18 protein-coding genes are annotated in these 20,273 nt (G+C 63.6%); 12 read left to right on the top strand and 6 right to left on the bottom strand.

From position 1 onward, the window contains the following. The first annotated feature begins 7 nt into the window (after positions 1-7). From pdxR to AC0L23_RS06200, 5 genes are all read left to right on the top strand, one after another. The gene (gene pdxR, locus AC0L23_RS06220; protein WP_473356798.1) at positions 8-1,462 is read left to right on the top strand and encodes a MocR-like pyridoxine biosynthesis transcription factor PdxR; all 1,455 of its coding nucleotides are present in this window, start codon (positions 8-10) and stop codon (positions 1,460-1,462) included. Between the two features lie 73 nt (positions 1,463-1,535). Beyond that, complete coding sequence (locus tag AC0L23_RS06215) at positions 1,536-2,162, top strand: FMN-binding negative transcriptional regulator (RefSeq protein WP_018459369.1); 627 nt, start codon at positions 1,536-1,538, stop codon at positions 2,160-2,162. A 92-nt stretch (positions 2,163-2,254) separates the two neighbouring features. Next, a complete protein-coding gene (locus tag AC0L23_RS06210; RefSeq protein WP_018459370.1) occupies positions 2,255-3,082 on the top strand; it encodes a class II glutamine amidotransferase in 828 nt (275 codons plus the stop codon). Between the two features lie 21 nt (positions 3,083-3,103). Beyond that, complete coding sequence (locus AC0L23_RS06205) at positions 3,104-4,330, top strand: carboxylate-amine ligase (RefSeq protein ID WP_473356797.1); 1,227 nt, start codon at positions 3,104-3,106, stop codon at positions 4,328-4,330. 572 nt (positions 4,331-4,902) lie between these two features. Continuing rightward, positions 4,903-6,042 carry a hypothetical protein gene (locus tag AC0L23_RS06200; RefSeq protein ID WP_018459373.1) on the top strand — a complete coding sequence of 380 codons (1,140 nt, stop codon included), beginning with the start codon at positions 4,903-4,905 and terminating at the stop codon, positions 6,040-6,042. 6 nt (positions 6,043-6,048) lie between these two features. Here AC0L23_RS06200 and gor read toward each other — a convergent pair whose 3' ends face one another. Genes gor through rpiA form a run of 3 tightly spaced genes read right to left on the bottom strand, consistent with a single transcriptional unit; the run spans position 6,049 to position 8,727 of the window. After that, a complete protein-coding gene (gor, locus tag AC0L23_RS06195) occupies positions 6,049-7,437 on the bottom strand; it encodes a glutathione-disulfide reductase (protein WP_018459374.1) in 1,389 nt (462 codons plus the stop codon). 55 nt (positions 7,438-7,492) lie between these two features. Beyond that, positions 7,493-8,011 (bottom strand): DUF2059 domain-containing protein, encoded by a 519-nt coding sequence (locus tag AC0L23_RS06190; RefSeq protein WP_085352730.1) that lies wholly within the window; start codon positions 8,009-8,011, stop codon positions 7,493-7,495. A gap of 2 nt (positions 8,012-8,013) precedes the next feature. Further along, positions 8,014-8,727 (bottom strand): ribose-5-phosphate isomerase RpiA, encoded by a 714-nt coding sequence (rpiA, locus tag AC0L23_RS06185; protein WP_473356796.1) that lies wholly within the window; start codon positions 8,725-8,727, stop codon positions 8,014-8,016. A 175-nt stretch (positions 8,728-8,902) separates the two neighbouring features. On the opposite strand from rpiA, the gene AC0L23_RS06180 reads away from it, so the two are divergent. The 5 genes from AC0L23_RS06180 (at position 8,903) to AC0L23_RS06160 (ending at position 13,797) form a co-directional block, all read left to right on the top strand. Continuing rightward, entirely contained in the window at positions 8,903-9,592 is a 690-nt protein-coding gene (locus AC0L23_RS06180; RefSeq protein ID WP_085395850.1) for an HAD-IA family hydrolase, read from the top strand. Between the two features lie 139 nt (positions 9,593-9,731). Beyond that, positions 9,732-10,229: a hypothetical protein gene (locus AC0L23_RS06175; RefSeq protein WP_473356795.1), complete on the top strand. Its 498-nt coding sequence runs from the start codon at positions 9,732-9,734 to the stop codon at positions 10,227-10,229. Between the two features lie 107 nt (positions 10,230-10,336). Then, positions 10,337-11,362: a GTP 3',8-cyclase MoaA gene (gene moaA, locus AC0L23_RS06170; RefSeq protein WP_085352728.1), complete on the top strand. Its 1,026-nt coding sequence runs from the start codon at positions 10,337-10,339 to the stop codon at positions 11,360-11,362. A gap of 170 nt (positions 11,363-11,532) precedes the next feature. After that, the gene (locus AC0L23_RS06165; RefSeq protein ID WP_018459380.1) at positions 11,533-12,114 is read left to right on the top strand and encodes a TRAP transporter small permease subunit; all 582 of its coding nucleotides are present in this window, start codon (positions 11,533-11,535) and stop codon (positions 12,112-12,114) included. Between the two features lie 27 nt (positions 12,115-12,141). After that, a complete protein-coding gene (locus AC0L23_RS06160) occupies positions 12,142-13,797 on the top strand; it encodes a TRAP transporter large permease (protein WP_085352727.1) in 1,656 nt (551 codons plus the stop codon). A gap of 78 nt (positions 13,798-13,875) precedes the next feature. Here the strand turns inward: AC0L23_RS06160 and AC0L23_RS06155 are convergent, their stop codons facing one another. Beyond that, entirely contained in the window at positions 13,876-14,964 is a 1,089-nt protein-coding gene (locus AC0L23_RS06155; protein WP_085395849.1) for a TRAP transporter substrate-binding protein, read from the bottom strand. A 280-nt stretch (positions 14,965-15,244) separates the two neighbouring features. Here AC0L23_RS06155 and AC0L23_RS06150 point away from each other — a divergent pair, with 280 nt between their 5' ends. Beyond that, entirely contained in the window at positions 15,245-16,546 is a 1,302-nt protein-coding gene (locus AC0L23_RS06150; RefSeq protein WP_473356794.1) for a M20/M25/M40 family metallo-hydrolase, read from the top strand. A 69-nt stretch (positions 16,547-16,615) separates the two neighbouring features. Here AC0L23_RS06150 and AC0L23_RS06145 read toward each other — a convergent pair whose 3' ends face one another. Then, positions 16,616-18,025 (bottom strand): sensor histidine kinase, encoded by a 1,410-nt coding sequence (locus AC0L23_RS06145; RefSeq protein WP_473356793.1) that lies wholly within the window; start codon positions 18,023-18,025, stop codon positions 16,616-16,618. Between the two features lies 1 nt (position 18,026). Then, positions 18,027-18,701: a response regulator transcription factor gene (locus tag AC0L23_RS06140; protein WP_007592584.1), complete on the bottom strand. Its 675-nt coding sequence runs from the start codon at positions 18,699-18,701 to the stop codon at positions 18,027-18,029. 306 nt (positions 18,702-19,007) lie between these two features. Here AC0L23_RS06140 and AC0L23_RS06135 point away from each other — a divergent pair, with 306 nt between their 5' ends. Next, positions 19,008-20,123 carry an alpha/beta fold hydrolase gene (locus AC0L23_RS06135; RefSeq protein ID WP_473356792.1) on the top strand — a complete coding sequence of 372 codons (1,116 nt, stop codon included), beginning with the start codon at positions 19,008-19,010 and terminating at the stop codon, positions 20,121-20,123. Positions 20,124-20,273: the final 150 nt, after the last annotated feature.

Genomic DNA, 20,273 nt, shown 5'->3' with positions numbered 1-20,273 from the left:
AATGTGGATGATCCAGATGAAGACCAATCCCGACCGCATGGGCGCGCGCCAGATCTACGAGGCTTTGAGAGATCAGATCCTGGCGAGGGTGTATGGGATCGACGGGGTGCTGCCGTCCTCCCGCGCGCTGGCCGGTGAGATGGGCGTGGCGCGCTCGACCGTCACGATCGCCTACGAACAGCTCGCCGCCGAAGGCTTCATCGAGACACGCCATGGCGCGCGACCGCGTGTGGCTCGCGCCGTCGTCGAGCGAGGACGCACGCGCGTAGTGTCGCGGCCGTCGGCGCGGAAGGTGCGGCTGTCGGCCTTCGGGAACCGGTTGCTTCAAGACCCGCCGCGCTGGTCTGAGCCGCCGCGCGGGCTCGTCGCGAACTTCCGCTATGGCGAGCTCGCGCCGTCGGATTTCCCGGTACTGGCATGGAAAAAGGCCGTGACCGCTGCGATGGCGCGCAAGCCCGAACGGCTGGCCTATGACGATCCCTGCGGAGCGCTGCGGCTGCGGACCGCGCTTCAAGGCTATCTGTGGCGGTCGCGTAGCGTCCGCTGCGAGGTCGATCAGATCGTCGTCGTCAACGGCTCGCAGCAGGGCCTCGACATCTGCGCGCGCCTGCTGCTCGATGCCGGCGACCGCTTCGTGATGGAGGATCCCGGCTACCAGATGGCGCGGCATACTTTCGCAGCAACGGGCGCCGAGGCGATCCCGATTCCCGTCGACGTGGACGGACTGGAGACAGCGCGGCTCGATGGCGTCGAAGCCCGCCTCGCCTATGTCACGCCGTCGCACCAATATCCGCTCGGCGGCGTCATGCCGATCGGCCGCCGGCACCAATTGCTCGCCTGGGCCAGGGCAAACGACGCCTACGTGATCGAGGACGATTACGACAGCGAGTATCGCTACGATACCAAGCCGATCCCGCCGCTGCACGCGCTGGAAGGCGGCGGCAATGTGATCTATCTCGGCACCGTCTCCAAGACGCTCTCGCCGACCTTGCGGATCGGCTTTCTGGTGGTGCCCTCCGCCCTGCGATCCCTGATCGCCGCCGCCAAGCAGATCATGGACCGGCACACGCCGCTGATCGAACAGGACGCTCTCGCGTCGATGCTGGAAAGCGGCGCCTATGACGGCCACATCAGGCGCGTGCGCCGGCGCAACGCCGAACGCCAGCGGGCGCTGCTCGACGCGCTTCGCCGCAGGTTCGGGGACCGCGTCCGGATCGAGGGCACGGCCGCCGGCCTGCACATCGTGGCGTGGTTCGACGACCTGCCGCAGAAGCGAGAGGACGCGTTGATCAAGGCGGCCCATGCAAAGGGCGTCGGCATCTATTCCGTCTCTGCGCTGTTCGTCGGACCTCGCCGACCGCGGAAGACGGTCGGCCTCGTCATGGGCTATTCGGCATTGGAGGTGGCACAGATCGAGCGCGGCTGCAGGCTTCTCGCACAAGCCGTCGCCAAACTGGACTGATCAAATAGACGATAACTGGCAGTTTCTTACAGGCCAGATTCCGGCTATCTCCAGAGCAACACCGGAGATAGACATGTACATCCCTCCCGCCTTCAAGGACGACATCGAGAGCATCCGAGCGACCATTCGCGGCGCCCGCCTCGCCAGCCTGGTCACGGCCACCAGCGAAGGCCCCGTCGCCACGCCGCTGCCGCTGCTTCTCGACGAGAGCGAAGGCGAACATGGCGTGCTGTACGGACATGTGGCGAAAGCCAACCCGCAATGGAAACTGCCGCCGATCGGAGATGCGCTGGCGATCTTCAGCGGTCCCGACGCCTATGTGACGCCGTCCTGGTACGCGACCAAGCAGGAAACCGAAAAGGTCGTGCCGACCTGGAACTACGTCGCGGTGCATGCCTACGGCCCGGTCGAATTCTTCCAGGAGCCCGAGCGCCTGCTCGACGCCGTGACGCGGCTCACGAATAGGCATGAAGGATCGCGTGCAAAGCCGTGGGCCGTTACCGATGCCCCCGAAGATTTCATCGCAACTCAGCTGCGCGGAATCGTCGGCGTGCGCATTCCCGTCGTGCGGTTCGAAGGCAAGCGCAAGATGAGCCAGAACCGTCCCGAGGCTGACCGTGTCGGCGTCGCGCAAGGTCTCGCAGCGAGCGAGAACGCTGGTGATCGCGAGGTTGCGCCATTGATTCCCGTTCCGGTTTAGTAGCCACTTGGTTCCCGACACTCGCTGTCGGGAACCATCGTCCTGTCAGGTTCGTTGATACATCTCAGCAAGCATCTCCTGACGGAATTCCTATGTGCCGCTGGATCGCATACCGGGGCGAGACCACGTCCTTCGAGCCCTATGTCACCGAGCCCGAGCATTCGCTCATCGCGCAAAGCATCCGCTCGCTCCAGTCGACGGCGGGCTCGAATGGCGACGGCTTTGGTCTCGGCTGGTACGGTGAGCATCCGGAGCCTGGTCTTTATCGTGAAACACGCCCCGCTTGGTCGGACGAAAATCTCCGCTACCTCTGCCGCCATTTGCGCTCGCACCTGTTCTTCGCCCATGTGCGCGCCGCCACCGGCACGGCAGTGACGCGGCAGAACTGCCATCCCTTTGCCTGCGGCCAGTGGATGTTCATGCACAATGGTTTCGTCGGCAGCTGGAATCGCCTACGGCGCAAGGTCGAGGCGCTGATCCCCGATGCCTACTACCCCTCGCGGACAGGCACGACCGATTCGGAAGCCGTGTTTCTCGCCATGATGGGCGCGGGTCTCGACGCCGATCCGCTCGGCGCAACGCATCGCGTGCTGCGAGCCCTCGTCGGCCTCGTCAACGAAGGCGAGCTTCGTGAGCGGCTACGCTTCACCAGCGCCATCGCCAACGGCCGGGATCTCTATGCCTTCCGGGTTGCGGTCAACGATGCCGCCAACACGCTCTATTTCCGCGAGGCTGGCGGCCAAGTCATCGTCGTCTCCGAGCCGTTCGACAAGGAAACAGACTGGACGGAAGTGCCCGCGAATCACGCGCTGGTCGCACGTGCGTCCGAGAGCGCGAAAATTGTTCCGTTCGATCTTGCAATTTCCAGTGAGGTCGACGCGGAACCCGCTCCTGCCAGAAGGATTATCGCCCGCGGGTAAATACGTTGGCCGGGTGGCACGATGACATTGGCGTCAGACGTCTTGAAACTGCTGCGGCTCGATTCCTCCGAGGACAGGCAGCACCTCGTCATTCGCTCGGCCGGCGGACGCGGCAAGGCTGCGGAATATTCGTTCGGTATCGAGGAGGAATACTTCCTCGCCGATCGCCGCAGCCTGGAGGTCGCGATCCAGACCCCCAATGAGCTATTCGAATCAGCGAATTGGTCGACAGGCGGCCAGGCGATGCGGGAGATGTTACAGTCGCAGCTCGAGGTCGCCACCAACGTGCATGTCGACGTCGCCGACGCGCGCGAAGAGCTTCGCTTCCTGCGTCGCGAAGTCGCAAACGTCGCGGCACAATACGGCTTCGTGATCATGGCCTGCGGCACGCACCCGACCGCGGTCTGGCGCATGTCGCAGCCGAGCCCTAAGCCACGCTACGAGGAGATGATTGAGGATCTGCGCAGCATCGGCCAGCGCAACCTGATGTGCGGCATGCACGTGCACGTCCAGTTGCCCGATCCCGAAAAGCGCATGGCGGTGATGCGAGCGATGCTGCCGCATCTGCCCTTGTTCATCGCCCTGTCGGCCTCCTCCCCGTTCTGGAATTCACACAAGACCGGACTGAAGGGCTATCGGCTCGCCGCCTATTCCGAGCTGCCGCGCACTGGCCTGCCCGAATTATTCGAGAGCCGGCAGGATTACGACGAATATGTCGGCGCGTTGCAGCGCTCGGGCGTCATCCCCGATGAAAGTCACATCTGGTGGGCCATGCGCCCCTCGATGAAGCACCCGACCCTCGAGCTGCGTGCGCCCGATACCTGCACCTTCGTCGACGACGCCGTTGCCATTGCCTCGCTCTATCGCTGCCTGACCCGCTATCTCTACCTGCGACCTCATCTCTCGAAAGAGGTCACCGCGGTCGAACGCGCAATTGCGGTGGAAAACAAATGGCGCGCCCAGCGCTACGGCACCGATTGCATCTTTGCCTCCAAGGACGGGCCGGTCGAGATCTCCGAGCTGCTCTCCCGTGTGATCGAGCACATCGCCGAAGACGCCGCCGCGCTGAACTGCATGGCCGAGGTCGAACACTGTCGCACCATCGTCGAACGCGGCAGCTCGGCCGAATTCCAGCTTCGCGCCTTCCGCGACAATGCGGAAGACATCGCCGCCGTGTCGCGCTGGATCGCAGACGCGACGATCTCGGGCACGAGCACCCCCGCCGCAGGCGTTCCCGCGCCTTCATAGCGCCCGCGCAAGCTTCGCGAGCAACAATGTCGGTCCTGAATGCGTAAGGTCGCGGAGAGAACGATGAATCACGTCAAATGTTGCGCTGGCTGTGGCCATGGCCTCATTCCGATGCTCTCGGCCAAAGGGCGCGCGGAGCTCAGCTGCCTCTGGTGCGAGCTCATCGAGGCGCGTGCAGTGGACATGGCGAAGTGGGCTGACAGCCCGTACGGCAAGCCCGAGCGGACCGTCCGTCGAGCTTTCGAATGAACGGCTTCAGACACCCGGCCGCCGACTTCTCCTGATCGGCGCAGCTGCGCATCCGCGCCAGAATGCCGCCAAATTAGACAAGACACGTCTCGTCACCAGGATTGCAGACTGGGCGAACATGGCCATGCAGGCTGGTCAAGCGTGTCATCTAACCTCAAGTGCAACCTCGATTTTTCATCGCGTGGCGGCGAGTCGCAAAGCCTTGCGTGCCGCGCACCGCCTCGACTGGCCTAAAATTCGCAAGGCAGCATCAGGCCTGATCCCCTGCTCTCAGCAAGATGCGTGCGCCGAGACAGGGTGAGCGGGCCAGATCGGAGAATGCCATGAACGTGCATGCCACCGGCGATCTCAAATTCACCGGCCTCACCCGCCCGGACGGCGCGCCCCTTCGCCTCAACGATCAGGAGTTCGTGGCGATCGATCGCGACCGGAATGCGAAGTTCGAGGCAACGTACCGGCCGCAGGCCCTCTACAATCGCGCCAACGAGGGTTTCCACGCCAACAACGAAACCTTCCTGCTGCACGAGGTCGCGACCAATCTGCCGATCTATCTGCCCGACACCGGCCCTACCGACTTCCATCTTCATCTGCCGCCGGGCGGCTTTCAGCTCGTGCTGGTCACGTCGGGCGCGTTCACGTTCGACTATGACGGGCGCTTCTATAATGTCGGCCCCGGCGCGGTGATGCTGCAAAGCGCGATCGTGCACCGACAGCTGTTCTACACCTGGTCGGGACTGTCGACCGAAGAGAATCTGAAGACGCCGCAGACGGTGGTGCCGGATCCAATCTCGATGGGCTATTCGGGCAAATTCCTCGAAGCCTTCATCACTGACCCGACGACGTTTCCAAACCCGACCATCGTCGGTCCGGACCAGATCAACGAAGCCGAGACGCCGCGGGTGGCATGGAGCCACTCTCTGCATGATCGCCCGGTCGATGCAGGCTTCTGGCTCCAGGACCCCTTGGCGCTGGATGCGCTGTTCAAGCCGCTCACCGACAGCCCGATCAAATCGGCCATGCCGGTTTACGTGCGCGATATCGGGATCGAGGCTCCGAGCGGTCACCTCGTCGCCGGCCACATCATCGCAACCGATCCGCGCGGCCAATCGCTCTTGTCCAAGAGCACGTCGTCAGCGGCGGACACCACATGTTTCGCCAAGGGCGAGGTCGTGATCTACCGCGTGATCCGCGGCACGGCCGAATTCAGGAACAAGACTGGCGAGACCTTTGAGCTCGCGGCCGGCGATGTGGTGACGGCGGGCAAGAACGCCACAAGCCTCGTCGGTGTTGGTGAGAACACGCAGGTCCTTCGGCTCGGCCTTCTCAAGGGCATGAACGACCTCCGCAGCTGGACGCCGACGCAACGCGACGAGATCGACGGCCTCGCCGGTCAGATCATCACGCAGAAGGACATCCGTCCGCTGCGCACCGAGGGCAAGCCGGTCGGATACCTGTACGGCTGAGCGGAGTTACTCCGCCGCTTGGCGGACGTGGCGGGCGGTCGGGGTGCGCATGGTGACGAGCTCTTCGGACGCGGTCGGATGCAGCGCGATCGTCGCGTCGAAATCGGCCTTGGTCGCCTTCATCTTCACCGCAATCGCGACTGCCTGCGTGATCTCGGCTGCGGCATCGCCGACGATGTGACAGCCGAGCACACGGTCGGTTGAACCATCGACGACGAGCTTCATCAGCACGCGGGTATCGCGGCCCGACATCGTCGCCTTGATGGGCCGGAACGTGGTCTTGTAAATGTCGATATGGCTGAATTGCGCGCGGGCTTCCGTCTCGGTCAGGCCGACGGTGCCGACCTCCGGCTGCGAGAACACGGCGGTCGGGATGTTGGCGTGATCGACCTGCACCTCGCGCTTGCCGAACACGCTGTCGGCGAACGCATGGCCCTCGCGGATCGCGACCGGCGTCAGGTTGAAGCGATGGGTGACGTCGCCGATCGCGTAGATGCTGTCGACCGAGCTCTTGGAGAAATGGTCGACCGCGATGCCGCCGTTCCGCGGGTTGATGGCGACGCCGGCCTTCTCCAGGCCGAGATTGGCGACCGCGGGATGGCGGCCGATCGCGAACATCACCTGGTCGGAGGCAAGGCTCGATCCGTTCGACAGATGCGTGGTGAATTCCTCGCCGTGCCGATCGACCTTCGTCACCGTGCAGCCGGTCAGGATGGTGATGCCCTGCTTCTCCATCTCGGCGCGGACATGGGCGCGAACATCCTCGTCGAAGCCGCGAAGAATGTTGTCGCCGCGATAGATGACTGTGACGTCGGAGCCGAAGCCGGCGAAGATGCCGGCGAACTCCAGCGCGATGTAGCCGCCGCCCTGGATCACGATCCGCTTCGGCAGCTTGGCCAGGTGAAACGCCTCGTTGGAGGAGATCACGTGCTCGATGCCGGGAATCGGAGCGCCGTGATTGGGCGCGCCGCCGGTGGCGATCAAAATGTATTTTGCAGTGATCTTCCGGTCGTTCTCGAGCAGGCGGACGGTGTGCTTGTCCTCGATCACCGCGCGGCTCTTGACGATTTGCGCGCCCGACTTCTCGACATTGGCGGTGTAAGCCGCCTCCAGACGCGCGATCTCCTTGTCCTTGTTGGCGATCAGCGTCGGCCAGTCGAAGGTCGCAGACGGAACGGTCCAGCCAAAGCCGGCGGCGTCCTCGATCTCATGGCGGAAATGCGAGCCGATGACGAACAGCTTCTTCGGCACACAGCCGCGGATCACGCAGGTCCCGCCCATGCGGTACTCTTCCGCGATCATGACGCGGGCGCCGTAGCCGGCCGCGATGCGGGCGGCGCGCACGCCGCCCGAACCGCCACCGATGACAAAGAGGTCGACGTCGAATTCAGCCATTGTCCACTCCGACCTCTTTCAGAACATGATCCGGATTCCGATCAGATAGGGACTGTCAGATCTCCTTGCCACGCTTGCGCATCTCGGCGCGGAAGGCACCCATCACGGTCTCGGAGAAGTTCTGAGCCCAGGAGTTCATGAAGGCCATGCTCAGCCCGATCGCGCGCGGCTCGGCTTCGATCAGCTTCTTGCCCAGCGGCGACTTGTAGAAGGTGACGAGATCCTTCAGCTCCTGCTCGGTGAACTCGCTGGCATAGACCTGCGCCATGCCTTCTCCGATCTCCTTTTCGCGGCCTGCCAGCTGCTGGTTGACGACCCCGGCGACCTCGGTGAGATCCTTCTGATAGTTGAGGTTCTGCTGGATCAGCGCGATCCTGGTCTTATCGACCAGGCCGGGCACGGCGTTGGCATACATCGCACTGGCGTTCTTGATCGCGAGGATCTCCTTGGCGGCCGCGATGGCCGTCGGCGACGATTTCGGCGGAGCCGCCTGCTGGGCCCCGGCCGGGGCGACCGAGAGGGCCAGTCCCACAGCGAGGGTCGCGACCGGCAACAATTTCAAAACGCTCTTCATTCCTAGTCTCCTTTCGGCTTTCGCCGTTCAATCACGCGAATTCCCTCGCCACCCGCCAAGACAGCCGAGCTGGCCAAGCCGATGAACAAACCATGCTCGACGACGCCGGGGATCGCGCTCAACGCCGTGGCGAGGCGGGCGGGATCCTCAATCTTTTCGAGCTGGGCATCGAGGATCCAGTGGCCGCCATCGGTGACGAAAACGTGGCCGTCCTTGCCGTTGCGGACCGCCATCTGCCCGGAAACGCCGCATTCCGCAAACGCCTTCTCGATCGCGCGTCGCGTTGCGCCGAGCCCGAACGGGATGACCTCGACCGGCAGCGGAAAGCGGCCGAGTGTCGGGACCCATTTGGTGTCGTCGGCAATCACGATCATGCGATCCGAGGCGGCCGCGACGATCTTCTCGCGCAACAGCGCACCGCCGCCGCCCTTGATCAGATTGAGTTCGGGATCGATCTCGTCGGCGCCGTCGACGGTGATGTCGAGATGGTCGATCTCGTCCAGCGTGGTCAGCGGCACGCCGCATCGCAGCGCATCGAGGCGCGTCGCCTCGGAGGTCGGCACGCCGATCACTTTCAGTCCGGCGCGGACCCGCTCGCCGAGCAGCTCGACGAAATGTTTGGCAGTCGAGCCGGTCCCAAGCCCGAGCTGCATGCCGTCTCGGACGTCCTCGAGGGCGCGCGCCGCTGCCTGCCGCTTCAACTGGTCCATGTTCACGTTGCGCCGTCCCTGAATTACGAGTGTGCTGCCTCATAGGCTCGCGGCGGCCTGTGTAGCCTCGTTTTCCCTCGGAGAACAGGGTCTGGGGGAACCGGCCTCCGGACCCACCTTATAAGGTGATCTTATGGCTTCGGCCCTTGCGCGGGCGGGGCCGGGCCGGTAGCGCTGGACCATGACCCCCTCCCACACCATCGTCTTCGATCTCGACGGCACGCTTGTGGATACGGCGCCCGACCTGATCACCGCGCTCAATTACGTGCTCGACCGCGAAGGGCTGCCGCCCGTGCCGATGGCCTCGGCCCGCAACATGATCGGCGCCGGCGCCCGCAAGCTGATCGAGCGGGGGCTGGAGGCCGAGGGCCGCAGCGTCACGGTTGCCGACATGGACCGGATGACGGCCGATTTCATCGCCTATTACGCCGACAATATCGCCGTCGAATCCAGGCCGTTCGAGGGGCTGGAGGCCGCGCTCGACCAATTTGCGGTCCAAGGCCATCGTCTCGCGGTCTGCACCAACAAGCTGGAATGGTTGTCGAAGCGCCTGCTGGATCAGCTCGACCTGAGCCGGCGCTTCGCCGCGATCTGCGGCGCTGACACTTTTGGCGTCCAGAAGCCCGATCCGACCATTTTCCGGGAAACGGTGGCGCGGGCCGGCGGCGAGGTCAAAGCGAGCATCATGGTCGGCGATGCCGGACCCGATGTCGGCGTGGCCCGGCGCGCCGGAGTTCCCGTGATCGGGGTCAGCTTCGGCTATACGGACGTGCCGATCGCCGAGCTGAAGCCGGACCGGCTGATCCATCACATGCGCGACCTGCCGGCCGCCGCCAGCAGCCTGATGACTGCGCAGGAAACTCTCAAGTAGCTGAAATAGTTTGATTATTCCGCAGAATCCCGCATTAACCATCTACTAACTATGCGCGGCCCGCCGGTTGCTCGCTGGAAACGACGCTCCTAAGTTCGCGTGGAGTGTGGCGGTTCGTCGCAGCAAAAGTGGATGGTCCATGCGTCGTGTCATCTCGTTTGCGTTAGCTGGAGTAAGCGTCATCGGGGCGACAAGTCTTGCCGGCTGCTCCTCAATGTCTTCGACTTCCTGGGACATGTTCAAGTCGGCCCCGCCGATCGACCAGGTCCGGCTCGAATCCAATCCCCCGGGCGCTGACGCCACGACCTCGCTCGGACAGGGCTGCAAGACCCCCTGCTCCGTGTCGGTTCCCGCCCCCGACGCCCCCTTCACGGTCGCTTTCGCGCTGCCGAAATACCAGCCAGTAAGCGTGCCGGTGAACGTCATCAGGAATCCCGGTGACTTCACGACCCCCGCCTCGATCACCACCGACCCCAACCCGGTTTTCGCGGAGCTCCAGCCGGCCGTTCCGCCAAGACCGGTCCGCAAGCCGCACCGCCCGAAGAAACCGAAACCGGCGGCGGCCGCGGTCGCCCCGGCTGCTGCCGCACCGGCTGCGGGCTCGCCTTTCCCCGATCCGAACGCGGGCAAGCGCTGACCTCCGTCATCCCCCATTTGTCTCTGACGCATTCGATGCTTAGATTGCTTCCAGGACACCGCTGAAGCAAAACTGCTCGCGTTGCCGCAAGTGACAAGGCATTTGGTATGAACGGACTTTCCGCGAGCCCCCTGTCGAGCACGATGACCGATCCGTTCGGACGGACCATCTCGTATTTGCGCGTCTCCGTCACCGACCGCTGCGACCTGCGCTGCTTCTACTGCATGTCGGAAGACATGACGTTCCTGCCCAAGGCGGACCTGCTGACGCTGGAGGAACTCGATCGGCTCTGCTCGGCCTTCATTGCCAAGGGTGTGAAGAAGCTGCGGCTCACCGGCGGCGAACCGCTGGTCCGCCGTAACGTGATGACGCTGGTGCGCTCGCTGTCGCGGCATCTCAAGAGCGGCGCGCTGAGCGAGCTGACGCTGACCACCAACGGCACCCAGCTTGCGAAACATGCCAGCGAGCTCGCCGATTGCGGCGTCCGCCGCATCAACGTCTCGCTCGACACGCTCGACCCGCAAAAGTTTCGCGAGATCACCCGCTGGGGCGAGATCGACAAGGTGCTGGAAGGCGTCGAAGCGGCACGCGCCGCGGGCCTCGCGGTCAAGATCAACGCCGTGGCGCTGAAGAACCTCAACGAGGATGAACTTCCCGACCTGATGCGCTGGGCCCACGGCAAGGGCATGGGGCTGACGCTGATCGAGGTCATGCCGATGGGCGAGATCGGATCGGGACGAATCGACCAATATCTGCCGCTGTCGCTGGTGCGCGCGCGCCTTGCCCAGCAGTTCACGCTGACCGATCTGGCCGAGAGCACCGGGGGGCCGGCGCGCTATGTCAGCGTTGCCGAGACCGGCGGCAAGCTCGGCTTCATCACCCCGATGACCCATAATTTCTGCGAATCCTGCAATCGCGTGCGCGTCACTTGCACGGGAACGTTGCACACCTGCCTCGGCCACGAGGATGCCTCCGATTTGCGCAAACCTCTGCGTGCATCGGACGACGATTCGCTGCTTGCGGATGCGATCGACCGCGCCATTGGGCTGAAGCCCAAGGGCCACGATTTCATTATCGACCGCCGCCACGACCGCCCCAGCGTCTCCAGGCACATGAGCGTCACCGGCGGCTAACATCGGCTGGCCGGCCGCGGCTTATTCCCCTTAACTATCAACAAACTTCCGATTGACTGGCGGCACGCTCGCTGGTTTGGTGCGGCAGCCTCATGCCTGCGCGGCGAGACAAGCCAACGCGCCCACTCGGCGCAGTCAAGACGGCCGGGGCAAATCGGGGAGGACCAATCTTGCAAGCGCTCCTGAAGCTGAGCAATGGAATTGACGCGTTCACACGTTGGACGGGCAAGCGTCTGGCTTGGCTGATCCTGCTCGCCGTCGTCATCTCGGCGCTGAATGCGATCATCCGAAAGACATTGGACACGTCCTCCAACTCGTGGCTCGAGCTGCAATGGGTGCTTTTCAGCATCGTGTTCCTGCTATGCGCGTCCTGGACGCTGCTCGACAACGAGCACATCCGGATCGACATCTTCAATAGCATGATGCCGAAACGGGCTCGCAACATCATCGACATCATCGGGCACATCTTCTTCCTGATCCCGCTGACCGTTGTCATGATCGTGACCGGAATACCGTTCTTCCTGCGCTCGCTCCAGATCAACGAGCAATCCGGCAATGCGGGCGGCCTGCCACAATGGCCGGCAAAAGCGCTGATCATGATCGGCTTCGCCCTCCTGCTCGTTCAAGGCATCTCCGAGCTGATCAAGCGAATCGCGATCATGCGCGGCATGATCCCGGACCCACACGAGTCGCAGGTGTCCGCACTGGAGGCCGAGGTCGAGCACCTCGTCGAAGCGATCGAAAAGAAGTAGCCGTTGGCGACGGTTTAGGGGGAAGTCATGACCGCGTTTATTATCGCCAATCTGGCGCCCATCATGTTCGCGACGCTCGTGATCGTGCTGCTGCTCGGCTATCCGGCGGCATTTTCGCTCGGCGCCGTAGGCCTGTTCTTCGCCATCATCGGCGTTCAGCTCGGACAATTTCACCCGGACTTTCTCCAGGCCCTGCCGGAGCGCGTCTACGGCGTGATGAACAACGACACGCTGCTCGCCATTCCCTTCTTCACCTTCATGGGACTGGTGCTCGAGCGCTCCGGCATGGCCGAGGATCTGCTCGACACCATCGGCCAGTTGTTCGGCACCATCCGTGGCGGCCTCGCCTACGCGGTGGTGTTCGTCGGCGCGCTGCTTGCGGCGACCACCGGCGTCGTGGCGGCCTCGGTGATCTCGATGGGCCTGATCTCGCTGCCGATCATGCTGCGCTACGGCTACGACCGCCGCGTGGCGACCGGCATCATCGCGGCCTCCGGCACGCTGGCGCAGATCATTCCGCCGTCGCTCGTCCTGATCGTGATGGCCGACCAGCTCGGCAAGTCGGTCGGCGACATGTACGAGGGCGCGTTCATTCCGGGCCTGGTGCTCGCCGGCCTCTATGCGGGTTACGCGTTCCTCGTGACCATGATTTTCCCGAAGGCGGCGCCTGGTCTTCCCAAGGAGGCGATCGGCTTCCGCGAGGAGAGCGGCGACCGCGGCCTCAAGTCGCTCGGCGTGCTGTTCCTGGCGAGCTGCGTCTTCGGCTGGTTCATGATGCGGAATTCGGAGACACACGGCGCCGACTTCGTCGTGCTCAGCATGTTCTTCGGCATCCTCTTCGCGTTCTTCGTCGCCATCGCGAACTGGGTCCTCGACAAGCTGACGGGCTACCGCTTTCTCTCGAAGATGGCGCAACAGACCACCTTCGTAATGGTGCCGCCGCTATTCCTGATCTTCCTGGTGCTGGGCACGATCTTCATCGGTGTCGCGACGCCCACCGAAGGCGGTGCGATGGGTGCAGCCGGCGCCCTCATTCTCGGAGCCGCGAAGCGGCGGCTGACCTGGGACCTGATCCGTCAGGCTACCGAATCGACGGCGAAGCTGTCCGCGTTCGTCGTCTTCATCCTGGTCGGGGCACGCGTGTTCTCGCTCACCTTCTACGGCGTCAGCGGCCACGTCTGGGTCGAGCACCTGCTGACCTCCCTGCCCGGCGGCCAGATCGGCTTCCTGATCTTCGTCAACGCCTTCGTCTTCGTGCTGGCGTTCTTCCTCGACTTCTTCGAACTCGCCTTCATCGTGATCCCGCTGCTCGGGCCGGCTGCCGAGCATCTCGGCATCGACCTGATCTGGTTCGGCGTCATCCTGGGCGTCAACATGCAGACGTCGTTCATGCATCCGCCGTTCGGATTTGCGCTGTTCTATTTGCGCTCGGTCGCGCCGAAGGAACGTTATACCGATCGCGTCACCGGCAAACGCATGGAGCCGGTCACGACGGGACAGATCTATTGGGGTGCGGTGCCGTTCGTCGTCATCCAGATGATCATGGTGCTGCTCGTGATCATGTTCCCGTCGATGGTGATGCACTACAAGGGCGTGCAGTCCACCGTCGATCCCAACAGCATCAAGATCGATATTCCCCAGATCGATCTGCCGCCGCTCGACTTCGGCCAGCCGAAGCAATAGCGCCCGGCCCGCCTGCAAAAAAGAACCCGGAGCGAAAGCTCCGGGTTTTTTCGTTTGGGCCGATCGTGCGCTCTGCGATCAGCTCTGCGAGTTGCGCGCCATGAAGTTGTCATAGCCGACTTCGGCGACCTGGAACCACTGATATCCGTTGTTCGAGAACGCGGTCAGCGATTCGTAGACCTTCTTGAAGTCCGCGTTGGTAGCCGAGACTTCGGTGTGCAGCTCCTTTGCCGCCTTGAAGCAGGCTTGCATGACCTCGGGCGAGAACGGATGCAGCTTGGCGCCGGCCGCGAGCAGGCGCCGCAACGCCGGTGGATTGGCCTGGTCGTACTTCGCCATCATCCAGTTGTTGGCGTAGTGCCCCGCCTGCTCGAGGATGCTCTGATAGTGCTTCGGCAGAGCATTCCACTTGTCCTGGTTGACGAAGGCGAGCAGCATCGGCCCGCCTTCCCACCAGCCCGGGAAGTAATAATGCGGCGCGACTTTCACGAAGCCGAGCTTCTCGTCGTCATAGGGCCCGACCCATTCCGCTGCGTCGATGGTGCCCTTCTCCAGCGCCGGATAGATGTCGCCACCGGCGATCTGCTGCGGCACCGCGCCGAGTTTGGCCATCACTTTTCCGGCGAAGCCGCCGATGCGGAATTTCAACCCGCTGAAGTCCTGGGGCGTCTTGACCTCCTTGCGGAACCAGCCACCCATCTGACAGCCGGTGTTGCCAGCAAGCAGCGAGACGACGTTGTACTTCTTGTAGAACTCGTTGAGAATCTCCCTGCCGCCGCCCAGCATGTACCAGGCCTGGTTGATGCGCATGTTCGGTCCGAACGGCACGGCCGAGCCGAAGGTGAAGGTCGGGTCCTTGCCGAAATAATAATAAGACGCGGTGTGGCCGATTTCGCAGGTGCCGTTCTGCACGGCATCGAGCACCTGAAGGCCCGGCACGATCTCGCCGCCGGCAAATGTCTGAATCTGGAATTTGTTGTCGGTCGCTTCCGCGACCATCTTGGCCATCATCTCGGCGCCGCCATAGAGCGTGTCGAGCGATTTCGGCCAGCTCGTCGGCATGCGCCATTTGATCTCGGGCGTCGTCTGCGCGATCGCTGGAGCGGCGAGCGTGGCGACACCCGCCGCACCAAGCCCGGTGACCTTGATGAAATCTCGTCTTTTCATGATTTCCTACCCTGATGGATTGTGACGGTGGGCCTTCTTGCCGAGGCTTGGCGGCCAGCATGGAACATGTGTCGTCCGATTTCCATCCCTCACGATGTGAGGGACGAAAATGCCCAGCTCCCGCGCCATCCGGTCCTACGACTTTAGGCTTAGACGGCCCGCGGCCCTGGCCGTTCCCATCACGCCCGCCTCGGCCGGGCATGACGGGCGCGCCGGGCACGTGACAAGCGCCGGAAACACGGGCATACCGCGCCATTCCCCCAACCTAAGGCCGCCACGCATGTCGCGATCCTACCCTGCTCCATTGCTCGTTGGTTCGTTGATCGCGTCGCTCTGGCTGGCATGTGCGGCAATGCCGGCGCATGCTGAGCTGAGCGCGAATGTCATGGCCGACGTCCATGCGTTGGCGCAAAAAGAGCAGGAGCCGCTGCTCGACACGCTGCGCGATCTCGTCAGCATCGAATCCGGCAGCAAGGATGTCGAAGGTCTGAACCAGATCGCCCAGCGCGTTGCCGGCCAGCTCAAGCAGCTCGGCGGCACGGTGGAGATCCTCGAACCCACCGACGTCTATCGCCTCGACGACACACCCGAGAAGATCGGCCCGGCCGTACACGCCGTATTCAAGGGCACCGGCAGCAAGAAGATCATGCTGATCGCCCACATGGACACCGTGTACCTGAAGGGCATGCTGAAGGATCAACCGTTCCGCATCGACGGCGACAAGGCCTACGGCCTCGGCATTGCCGACGACAAGCAGGGCGTCGCGCTCATTCTTCATACCGTGGCGTTGCTGCAGAAGCTGAGCTTCCGGGACTACGGCACGCTCACGGTGCTCACCAATGGCGACGAGGAGATCTCCTCGCCGGGCTGGCGCAGCACCATCACCAGGTTCGCTGCGGATCAGGATGTGGTGTTCTCCTTTGAAGGCGGCGGTACCGACGGCACGCTGCGGCTGGCCACCAGCGGCATCGGCTCGGCCTATCTCACGGTGCAGGGCAAGTCGTCACATGCAGGCTCACGGCCCGAGGGCGGCGTCAACGCGCTGTACGAGCTCTCCCACCAGCTCCTGCAGATGAAGGACCTGTCCAAACCAGAGCAGGGCCTGAAACTGAACTGGACGGTCTCCAAGGCCGGCACCAACCGCAACGTGATCCCCGCGGAGGCCACGGCCCAGGCCGACGCACGTGCACTTAAGGTCGCCGATTTCGACGAGCTCGAGAAGACACTGCAGGAGAAGATCAAGAATCACCTGCTGCCCGAGTCCAAGGTCGAGCTGAAATTCGAGGTGCGCCGTCCACCGCTGGAGGCCAACGACGCCTCACGTCGAGTCGCGGCCCACGGCAAGACGATCTATGAGGAGATCGGACTGCCTCTCAAAGTCGACGAGAAGGCGACCGGCGGCGGCACCGACGCGGCGTTTGCCGCACTCAAGACCAGCGGAGCCGTGGTGGAAGGCATGGGCCTGTCGGGGTTCGGCGCGCATTCCAACGATGCCGAATATGTGCAGCTCAACAGCATCGTGCCGCGGCTTTATCTGACCACACGCATGATCATGGATCTGTCCACCGGCAAGCTGAAATAGCCCGATCTTCCTTCTCTCCTCACGTCCGCCGAAGCCTTGGCAAAGGCGGATGTGGGAGAAAGTGGCGCGTCAGCGCCGCGCCGCGTTCAAATCAACGTCGTCCGACTTCTCCGCCAGCCTGAACCGCAGCGTGAACTGCGCGCCGCCGCCGGGAAGATTGTCCACCGCAACCGTCGCCGCGTGATCATCCGCGACGGCGCGCACGATCGACAGCCCGAGGCCCGCGCCGTCGCTGCGCTGGCGGTCGGCGCGCCAGAAGCGAAGGAAGATCAATTCGCGCTCGGCTTCCGCAATTCCCGGTCCGCAATCGCGCACGCGCACCGCACCGTCTTCGCTCACATCGACATCGACCGACGTGTCCTTTGCCGTGAACTTGATGGCGTTTTCGGCGAGATTGAAGATCGCGCGCTGGAGCATCACGGAATTGCCGTGGATCAGCACCGGCGCCTCGGTGCCCCTCAGCGCGATGTCCTTGTGCTGCGCGATCGCGAGCGGCGCGATCGAACCGACCACCTCGGCGCAGACCGCGCGCAAATCCGCGGTCTCGCCGGGATCGAGCACCAGCGTGTCGAGCTCGGCGATCTCCAGTAGCTGCGCGACGATGCGGCTCATGCCCTCGATGTCCGCATGCAGCGCATGCCGTGCGGCGCCATCGCCGAGCGTCTCGATCCGCGTGCGCAGGATCGCGAGCGGCGTGCGCAATTGATGCGCGGCGTCGGCGGTGAACTGCCGCTGCACCCGAAAGCCGTCCTCGAGGCGGTCGAGCGCCTGGTTGACGGCGGTGACGAGCGGCATGATCTCGCGCGGAATCTGCTCCGTCGGCAGGCGGATGTCCGTGCGCGCCGGGCCGATATTGCTCGCCTCCTCGGAGGCCTTCCATAGCGGCGCAACAGCGCGGCGAAAGATGATGATGTCGATGCCGAGCAGGACCAGCAGGATCGGAATGGTGATCCATCCGACCCGCCGGAAGAAGTTCGATACGATGTCGTCGATGATGACGTCGCGGTGCGCGAGGTCCTCCGCGACGCGAATGCGTATCACCTTGCCGTCGATGGTGCGGGTGACTCCGGCCCCGGAAATCGTTTCGGAGAGCGGCGGTGGCGCGGCCGCCGCAGTGCCGGTCTTGCGCCGCGACGAAAACAGCAGATTCCCCCCGGCATCGCGAATGTCGTACTGGTAGCGGCCATAGGCTTCTGAATAAAGGCCCTTGAGACTGTCCGGCAGGTTGAACGTCAGCAGCCCGTCGGGCTGGGCGACGATGCGCTCGGCCAACACCTCGGCCTGCGCGCGCATGGCATCGCGATGCAGCTGGTCGATCTCTGAATTGAGCAGCCAGAACAGCACCAGCGGCAGGAAGATCGCGACCACCGCGACCGCCACGATGTGCAGGAACACGATGCGCCAGATCAGCGATTTGAACGTCGGCGACCTCCCATGGATCCCGGCGCGGAATCCGGCGTGAGATCCGATCCGGGCCACGCTATTTCTCCTCGGCCATGAGATAGCCGACGCCACGGATGGTGTGGATCACGACCTTGGCGCCATGCTCGGCGAGCTGCTTGCGCAGCCGCGAGACGTAGACCTCGACCGCGTTGGAGGCGACCTCGCCATCGAGGCCGAAGATGTGGTCCTCGACGTTCTTCTTCGGTACCACCCGCCCCTGCCGGCGCAGCAGGATCTCGAGCACCGAGGTCTCGCGCGCGGAGATGATGCGCGGCTGGTCGTCGACGAAGATCTGGCGGCTCTCGGTGTCATAGACGAGGTTGGCGAGGCGCAGCGAGCGGCCAAGCAACTGGCCCGGACGGCGCAGGATCGCCTCCAGTCGCGCCACCAGCTCCTCCATCGCGAACGGTTTTGCGAGATAGTCGTCGGCGCCGCTGCGCAGGCCGCTGACACGATCTTGCAAGCCGCCGCGGGCGGTCAGCACCAGCACCGGCAACGGCTCCATCTGCCGGCGAAGCTCACGCAGCACCGACAGGCCATCGCCGTCGGGTAGTCCGAGGTCGAGGATCATCGCGGCATAGCTGACGCTGCTGACCGCCTCGCGCGCTTCGGCAGCGCTGCCGACGATGTCGCTCTCATAGCCGGCCGCCGACAGCCCGCCGGCAACGAGCCGCGACAGCTCGGCATTGTCCTCGACGATCAGAAGGCGCATCGCATTTTCCCGCGGGATGTTCCGGTGTCACCGCACGGCTTCCGCCGCATCTTCGCTGTCTTCCATCATCCGGGGCATCTCGGCCAGCGAAAAAGCACCCGGCGGGCCGGCCGCTCCCTTCCGTCAGGTTCCTGTAAGCCAGTCCGGGCACGAGCGGATGAGGTCGCGGATGGCCCGGAAATTTACCTCCTTGGGCCCCGCCGCCGTCGGCCCTGCCGAGGAACGAACACCCCCGCGAACCGTTCAACTCAGCTGCAACATTTCTCATTTGATGGGGCGTCGTGCAGACCACCTAAGGTAATGCACATGCGCCTTGCACGACGAACACGTTCCAGCTCCCTTCTATCCGATTGCTTGAGCGCCATCACGCGACATCCAGGCGCCGCCGCGTTTGCTGCCGCAGGTACCATCGTTGCGGCTACCGCAATCATAAACCGGCGGCTCGCGAACAAAGCGCAACGCGATAATCCTCCGCAGGGTCGGTTCATCGACGTCGAGGGGGTTCGCCTGCACTATTTGGAACGCGGCAGAGGCAAGCCGCTGGTCTTGTTTCACGGCAATGGCAGCATGGTCGAGGATTTCGTCTCGAGTGGATTGATCGATCTCGCAGCCGAGAACTACAGGGTCATGGTGTTCGATCGTCCCGGTTTTGGGCATAGCTCGCGGCCAAGGCACGTCGTCTGGACTCCGGATGCCCAGGCGGACCTGTTCAAGAAGGCCCTCGATCAGTTGGGCGTCTCTCAAGCGATTGTCCTTGGCCATTCATGGGGAGCGTCGGTTGCGGTTGCGCTGGCGACAAGACATCCTTCGTTCGTGCAGGCTCTCGTATTGGCCTCGGGCTATTATTTCCCGACTCCCCGCGCGGACAGCGCGGCGTCGGTGCTGTCCGCCCTACCGGTGGTCGGGGACGTCATCAGCTCCACGATTTCGCCGCTAGCCGGTCGGATGATGTGGCCCGCGATGTTGCGCAAGCTGTTTGGCCCCCGGCCGGTCCCGAACAAGTTCGCCGGCTTTCCGAAAGAAATGGCGTTGCGCCCATCACAGATACGGGCCACAGCGGCCGAAGCGACCATGTTGATCTCCGCCGCATTCTCAGGTTCGAAGACTTATGCAGAACTCAAGATGCCGACGATCATTATCGCGGGCCAGAACGATCGTCTGATCGATATCAAGCAGTCGGTCAGGCTGCATGGCGAGGTCAAGCAGAGCAAATTGCACCGGATCGACGGAGCGGGACACATGATTCATCATTCCGCAACCGCTGATGTGATGGCGGCCATCGACGAAGCTGCTGCCGAGGCCGTGTTGACCCATGGACGGGAAGGCCCAGGCGTTTCGCGAAGCAACGCGTATCGCTCACGAACAACGCCGCTGATCGCCGTCGGCGAACCTCACGGCTCGTTTGCGGAGGATCGCTTCTGAGCCAACTCGGGCGCGGGACCACACTTCAACCCGCCCTCTCGGTCGAACGGAGACCTTTTCGACCGGGTATGGTATCTGTCGATCGCCCGTTGGCCGAGGTGCCGATTGGTCAGATAAAGCGGGAAAACGAAGCACAATGGTTCCTAGCCA

This window comes from Bradyrhizobium sp. MI1.4 (assembly GCF_055811315.1).
Note: the sequence above shows the minus strand (reverse complement) of the source record. Positions and strands in the feature narration are given on the sequence as shown.

Excerpts from the sequence above, each read along its gene's own strand:
- pdxR (WP_473356798.1), top strand. The coding sequence starts at position 8 with ATGATCCAGATGAAGACCAATCCCGACCGCATGGGCGCGCGCCAGATC.
- AC0L23_RS06215 (WP_018459369.1), top strand. The coding sequence starts at position 1,536 with ATGTACATCCCTCCCGCCTTCAAGGACGACATCGAGAGCATCCGAGCG.
- AC0L23_RS06210 (WP_018459370.1), top strand. The coding sequence starts at position 2,255 with ATGTGCCGCTGGATCGCATACCGGGGCGAGACCACGTCCTTCGAGCCC.
- AC0L23_RS06205 (WP_473356797.1), top strand. The coding sequence starts at position 3,104 with ATGACATTGGCGTCAGACGTCTTGAAACTGCTGCGGCTCGATTCCTCC.
- AC0L23_RS06200 (WP_018459373.1), top strand. The coding sequence starts at position 4,903 with ATGAACGTGCATGCCACCGGCGATCTCAAATTCACCGGCCTCACCCGC.
- gor (WP_018459374.1), bottom strand. The coding sequence starts at position 7,437 with ATGGCTGAATTCGACGTCGACCTCTTTGTCATCGGTGGCGGTTCGGGC.
- AC0L23_RS06190 (WP_085352730.1), bottom strand. The coding sequence starts at position 8,011 with ATGAAGAGCGTTTTGAAATTGTTGCCGGTCGCGACCCTCGCTGTGGGA.
- AC0L23_RS06180 (WP_085395850.1), top strand. The coding sequence starts at position 8,903 with ATGACCCCCTCCCACACCATCGTCTTCGATCTCGACGGCACGCTTGTG.
- AC0L23_RS06175 (WP_473356795.1), top strand. The coding sequence starts at position 9,732 with ATGCGTCGTGTCATCTCGTTTGCGTTAGCTGGAGTAAGCGTCATCGGG.
- moaA (WP_085352728.1), top strand. The coding sequence starts at position 10,337 with ATGAACGGACTTTCCGCGAGCCCCCTGTCGAGCACGATGACCGATCCG.
- AC0L23_RS06160 (WP_085352727.1), top strand. The coding sequence starts at position 12,142 with ATGACCGCGTTTATTATCGCCAATCTGGCGCCCATCATGTTCGCGACG.
- AC0L23_RS06155 (WP_085395849.1), bottom strand. The coding sequence starts at position 14,964 with ATGAAAAGACGAGATTTCATCAAGGTCACCGGGCTTGGTGCGGCGGGT.
- AC0L23_RS06150 (WP_473356794.1), top strand. The coding sequence starts at position 15,245 with ATGTCGCGATCCTACCCTGCTCCATTGCTCGTTGGTTCGTTGATCGCG.
- AC0L23_RS06140 (WP_007592584.1), bottom strand. The coding sequence starts at position 18,701 with ATGCGCCTTCTGATCGTCGAGGACAATGCCGAGCTGTCGCGGCTCGTT.
- AC0L23_RS06135 (WP_473356792.1), top strand. The coding sequence starts at position 19,008 with ATGCGCCTTGCACGACGAACACGTTCCAGCTCCCTTCTATCCGATTGC.